Source organism: Uliginosibacterium sp. sgz301328, assembly GCF_041807905.1.
GTDB lineage: Bacteria > Pseudomonadota > Gammaproteobacteria > Burkholderiales > Rhodocyclaceae > JBGVSA01.
The window spans coordinates 1-5,601 of the sequence record NZ_JBGVSA010000057.1 but is presented as its reverse complement, the minus strand read 5'-3'; the positions used below and the strand labels follow the sequence as shown (position 1 = coordinate 5,601).

General features: G+C 67.1%; 6 protein-coding genes. All 6 read left to right on the top strand.

What is annotated here, in order from left to right; genetic code table 11:
- A partial coding sequence (locus ACDA63_RS20010) for a carbamoyltransferase C-terminal domain-containing protein (RefSeq protein ID WP_373665070.1) occupies nt 1-532 on the top strand: 532 nt, incomplete at its 5' end.
- Nucleotides 529-1,503: a glycosyltransferase family 2 protein gene (locus tag ACDA63_RS20005; RefSeq protein WP_373665069.1), complete on the top strand. Its 975-nt coding sequence runs from the start codon at nt 529-531 to the stop codon at nt 1,501-1,503. The genes ACDA63_RS20010 and ACDA63_RS20005, both read left to right, overlap by 4 nt.
- A 9-nt stretch (nt 1,504-1,512) precedes the next feature.
- Nucleotides 1,513-2,583, top strand: coding sequence for a glycosyltransferase family 9 protein (locus ACDA63_RS20000; RefSeq protein WP_373665068.1), 1,071 nt, complete (start codon nt 1,513-1,515; stop codon nt 2,581-2,583).
- Complete coding sequence (locus tag ACDA63_RS19995) at nt 2,570-3,526, top strand: glycosyltransferase (RefSeq protein ID WP_373665067.1); 957 nt, start codon at nt 2,570-2,572, stop codon at nt 3,524-3,526. Before ACDA63_RS20000 ends, ACDA63_RS19995 begins: the two co-directional genes overlap by 14 nt.
- Nucleotides 3,527-3,550: 24 nt before the next feature.
- Nucleotides 3,551-4,564, top strand: a complete 1,014-nt coding sequence (locus ACDA63_RS19990) for a UDP-glucuronic acid decarboxylase family protein (RefSeq protein ID WP_373665066.1) — start codon at nt 3,551-3,553, stop codon at nt 4,562-4,564.
- A gap of 88 nt (nt 4,565-4,652) precedes the next feature.
- Nucleotides 4,653-5,601 (top strand): nitrilase-related carbon-nitrogen hydrolase (locus ACDA63_RS19985; RefSeq protein ID WP_373665065.1); only part of this gene is annotated, 949 nt, incomplete at its 3' end.

Below are 5,601 nucleotides of genomic sequence, written 5' to 3'. Positions count from 1 at the left end.
CGCCGCGCTGCTCGCACAGGACAAAGTCATCGGCTGGTTCCAGGGACGCATGGAGTTCGGCCCGCGGGCCTTGGGCGCGCGCTCCATACTGGCCTCGCCGATCCATGCCGACATGCAGGCGCGGCTCAACGAGATCAAGGACCGCGAGGATTTCCGCCCGGTCGCACCGGTGGTGATGGAGGAGCGTGCCGCAGACTGGTTCCGCTGCGTGCGCCCCTCCGGTCGGGTCGCGCCCTTCATGCTGTTCATCTTCGAGGTGATCGAAGAACAGGCCTCGCGCATCCCGGCCGTATGCCATGTCGACGGCACCGCGCGGGTGCAGACGGTCAATCGCCGGCAGCACCCGCTATATTACGACCTGCTCGCGGCGTTCGAGCGATTTACGGATGTGCCAATCCTCGTCAATACGTCATTCAACACGCGCGGCGAGCCCATCGTGTGCACACCGCGCGACGCCGTGGAGTGCTTCTGGACGTCCCCCCTCGACGCACTGGTGATCGGTTCGTTCCTGCTCGAAAAGGTGCCGTCATGAACGGGCCTGTGATCGCCGTCGTCGTCCCCACCTATCGCCGTCCACAATTGTTGCATCGCTGCCTGGTGGCGCTGTGTGCGCAGAACGTCGACAAGGATCTCTACGAGATCATCGTGGCCGACGATGGGCCAGACGACGGCACAGCGTTGATCGTCTCGGCCATCGCCAACCAGCCCGGCGGCCCCGGCATCCGCTACGTGCCAGTGGTCGACACGCAGGGGCCCGCTGGTGCGCGCAATCGCGGCTGGCGGTCCGCCCATACACCGCTGATTGCCTTCACCGATGACGACACCATCCCCGACTGTGGCTGGCTGCGTGCCGGCCTCGAAGCGCTGGCCAGCGGCGCCGATGCGGCGGTCGGCCGCACCGTCGTGCCCACCCCTGACCCGCCAACCGACTACGAACGGGACATCGCCGGCCTGCAGAAGGCGGAGTTCATCACCGCGAACTGCTTCGTGACGCGCCGCGCGCTCGAAGCCGTGGGCGGGTTCGATGAGCGCTACCAGCTCGCGTGGCGCGAAGACTCGGACCTGCAATTCGCCCTGATGGAGAGCGGCCACCGTATCGTGGCCGCGCCCGAGGCGACGATCACGCACCCCGTGCGCCCGGCGCCGTGGGGCGTGAGCGTCAGGCTGCAACGCAAGGTGATGTATGACGCGCTGCTGTATCGCAAGTATCCGCGTCAGTATCGGCAGCGCATCCGCCCCGTGCCGCCGCTCGATTACTACGCCATTGTGGTCGCGCTGCTGGCGATGCCCGTCGGGCTGTTCATCGGCCGGATCGGCATGACGTACGCCGGACTTGCGATCTGGCTGGTGCTCACGGCGGCGTTCTGCCAGCGGCGCTTGAAAGGCGCGTCGCGATCCTGGTCGCATGTCGCGGAAATGGTGGTGACCTCCACGCTGATTCCGCCGCTGGCCTTGTTCTGGCGCGCGGTCGGCGGGCTGCGCTACCGGGTGATGTTCTTCTAGGAGCCGGCCATGTCGAGCGCCGGGGTGCATTCGATCGTGGTGTTCCGCGCGTTGCAGCTCGGCGACATGCTGTGCAGCGTGCCGGCCCTGCGCGCGCTGCGGCGCGGCTATCCGCAGGCCCGCATCGTGCTCGTCGGCCTGCCCTCGGCGGCCGGGTTCGTCGACCGCTACGGCGAGTCGATCGACGAACTGGTTCCTTTTCCGGGCATGCCGGGCTTGCCGGAGCAGCCGGTCAGTCAGGATCGACGGGAAGGCTTTTTCGATGCGCTGCGGGAGCGTCGTTTCGATCTCGCCATACAGATGCACGGCGACGGCTCCCTCACCAATGCGATCGTCGCCGGCTTCGGCGCGAGGCGCACGGTCGGTTTCGTGCCGCACGGTTCGCCGCCGCGCGAAGGCTTCATCCCGTGGCCCGACGATTTGCCTGAACCATTACGGTACCTCGCGCTGACGCGTTCGCTGGGTCTGGCGGACGAAGGCCCGGCGTGGGATTTTCCGTTGCGTGCCGAAGATCTCGCCGAAGCGGGTGCTCTGCGTGCCGCGGCAGGCCTGCGCGAAGGCGCCTACGTATGCCTGCACGGTGGGGCACGTTTGCCCTCGCGACGCTGGCCGACGATCAATTTCGCGCATGTCGGCCAGTCGTTGGTGGCGCGCGGCTGGCCCTTGGTGCTGACCGGTTCGAGCGACGAGGGCGCCATTGCCGCCGATCTGCATCGCACGCTGCGCGCCATGGGATGCGCGGCCACGATGGTGCATGACATGGCGGGCCGCACCTCGCTCGGCGGCATGGCCGCACTCATGGCGAGCAGTCGCCTGCTGGTCAGCAACGACACCGGGGTGTCCCATCTTGCGGCAGCGCTGCGGCACCCGAGCGTGATCGTGGCCTGTGGCAGCGATGTGCACCGCTGGGCGCCGCTCGATGCGCAACGTCACCGGGTGCTGTGGGCGGATGCGCCATGCCGGCCGTGCGCGTTCGAAGTCTGTCCGTACGGGCACGCCTGCGCGTGGAATGTCACCCCCGCGGCGGTGCTCGCCCAGATCGACGCGCAACTGGAGGAAGCCACCGATGCCGCAGCTTGAACGCCGACTCCGCATCCTGACCTGGCACGTGCACGGCAATTACCTGTATTACCTGAGCCAGGTGCCGCACGACTTCTACCTCGTGACGCGTCCCGGCGACCCGCCCGGTTACGCGGGCCGCACAGGCCAGCTGCCGTGGGGCGACAACGTGCACGAGTTGCCGGAGTTGGCATTGCCCGGCCAGTCGTTCGACTGCGTGCTGTATCAGTCGGCCCGGCATTACGCCGAAGACCGCCTGCAGGTGCTGGACGATGCGCAACGCTCGCTGCCGGCGATCTATCTCGAACACGATCCACCCCAACAGCATCCGACCAATACGCTGCATCCAGTGCAAGACGAACGCGTGCTGCTCGTCCACGTGACGCCGTTCAACGCGCTGATGTGGGACAGCGGAATCACGCCGCATTGCGTCATCGAGCACGGCGTGGTGGTGCCCCCCGGCGTGCATTACAGCGGAGAGCTGCCGCGCGGCGTGGTGGTGGTCAACAACATGCGCGGTCGCGGTCGCCGGCTCGGGCGGGATGTGTTCGAAGAAGCCCGTCGGGCGGTGCCGCTCGATCTCGTCGGCATGGATGCCGAAAGCCTCGATGGCATCGGCGAGATCGGCAACCTGCAACTGGCGGCGTTCACCGCGCGCTACCGTTTTTTCTTCAATCCGATCCGCTACACCAGCCTGGGCCTGTCGATCATCGAGGCCATGATGATCGGCGTACCCGTGGTCGGACTGGCAACGACGGAACTCGCCACGGTGGTGCGCAATGACCACAACGGCTACGTCGATACCGATCCGCAGCGGCTGGTAACGGTGATGCGCCGGCTGATCGCCGACCCCGGATTGGCGCGCGACTGGGGCGAGGCCGGCAGGCGGCTGGCGTTGGAGCGTTTCGGCATCGGCCGTTTCATCGATGACTGGTGCACGGCTTTCGCACGCGTCACAGCGTGATGGCCGATACCGGAGGAGTGAGACATGAACGCCTATGAACCTTCGCGGCGCGTGCTCGTGACGGGCGGCGCCGGCTTTCTCGGATCGCACTTGTGCGAACGGCTCCTGGCCGACGGCCACGAGGTGCTGTGCGTCGACAACTTCTACACCGGACGGCGTGCCAACATCGCCCACCTGCTCGACAACCCGCGCTTCGAGGTGCTGCGCCACGACATCACCTTTCCGCTGTACGTGGAAGTCGACCAGATCTACAACCTCGCCTGCCCTGCCTCGCCCGTGCACTACCAGTTCGATCCGGTACAGACCACCAAGACCAGCGTGCATGGTGCAATCAACATGCTGGGCCTGGCCAAGCGCGTGAAGGCGCGCATCTTCCAGGCGTCGACCAGCGAGGTATACGGCGACCCGCACGTGCACCCGCAGACCGAGGGCTACTGGGGCCACGTGAATCCGATCGGCCTGCGCTCGTGCTACGACGAAGGCAAGCGCTGCGCCGAAACGCTATTCATGGACTACCGCCGCCAACACGGCGTATCGATCCGCGTGGCGCGCATTTTCAATACGTATGGACCGCGCATGCATCCCAACGACGGCCGCGTGGTGTCGAACTTCATCATGCAGGCGCTGACCGGCCAGCCGATCACCGTATACGGTGACGGCCACCAGACGCGCGCCTTCTGCTACGTCGACGACATGGTCGGCGCCTTCGTGCGATTCATGGATAGCGACGACGATCTGTGCGGACCGATCAACCTTGGCAACCCGCAGGAGATGAGCATGCTGGCCATCGCGCGCCAGGTGATCGAACTGACCGGCTCGCAATCGGGCATCGAATTCCGCCCACTGCCCAGCGACGATCCGGTTCAACGCTGCCCGGACATATCGCTGGCGCGCTCGGCGCTGGGCTGGGAGCCCCGCGTGTCGCTCGAAGAAGGGCTTTCCCGCACCATTGCCTATTTCGCGCAACGGGTTGGGACGAACCCGCCCTCGTATCGGCCCCGCGAGGCGCAGCCGTCGATGGGCCGCGTGCGGGCCTGACCCGTCGGTCAGCTCGCACCGGTGGCGGCCACACGCGGTAACATGCCGGCTTGAGTCCCGCCATGACGGGGCGCTTGAGGACTGATACGTGGATTTTCGTTCGATCTATCGTCACGGTTTTGCCCGTGTGGCGACCTGTACCGTGCCCTGTGCGCTGGCGCAACCGCACGCCAATGCCGCCACCATCGCCGCCGTCGCCCGCGAATGCAGCGAGCGCGGCGCAGCGGTGGCGGTGTTCCCGGAGCTGTGCCTGTCGGGCTACGCCATAGACGACCTGTTGCTGCAGGACGTGTTACTCGACGCCGTCGAAGCCGCGCTCGTCCAGCTCGCCGAAGCCTCGCGCGAGCTGCTGCCGCTGATCCTCGTCGGCGCACCGCTGCGCCACGGTCACCGCCTGTACAACACGGCCGTCGCGATCCATCGCGGACGCCTGCTCGGCGCGGTGCCCAAGACCTACCTGCCGAACTACCGCGAGTTCTACGAGCGCCGCCACTTTGCGTCGGGCGCCGGCATCGAAGGCGAGGCGATCGTCATCGGCGGCGTGGCCGTGCCCTTCGGCACCGATCTGCTGTTCGCGGCGCAGGACGTGACCGACCTGGTGGTGCACGCCGAGATCTGCGAAGACCTGTGGTTGCCCGCGCCGCCCAGCGCGCGCGCGTCGCTGGCGGGCGCGCTGGTGCTGGCCAACCTGTCGGCGAGCAACATCACCATCGGCAAGGCCGATACGCGCCATCTGCTGTGCCAGTCGCAGTCGGCGCGCTGCATTGCCGCGTACCTGTATGCCGCGGCGGGCGTGGGCGAGTCGACCACCGATCTGGCGTGGGACGGCCAGACGGCAATCTACGAGAACGGCCGGCTGCTCGCGCAGAGCGATCGCTTTCCCGACGCCGAACGCATCGCGCTGGCCGACGTCGACCTCGGCACCTTGCGCCAGGAACGCATGCGCATGGGTACCTTCGACGACAACCGTCGCGCGCTGGATGTCGACCCGGTCGATTACCGTGTCGTGGAATTCACGCTGGAGCCGCCGCGCGGCG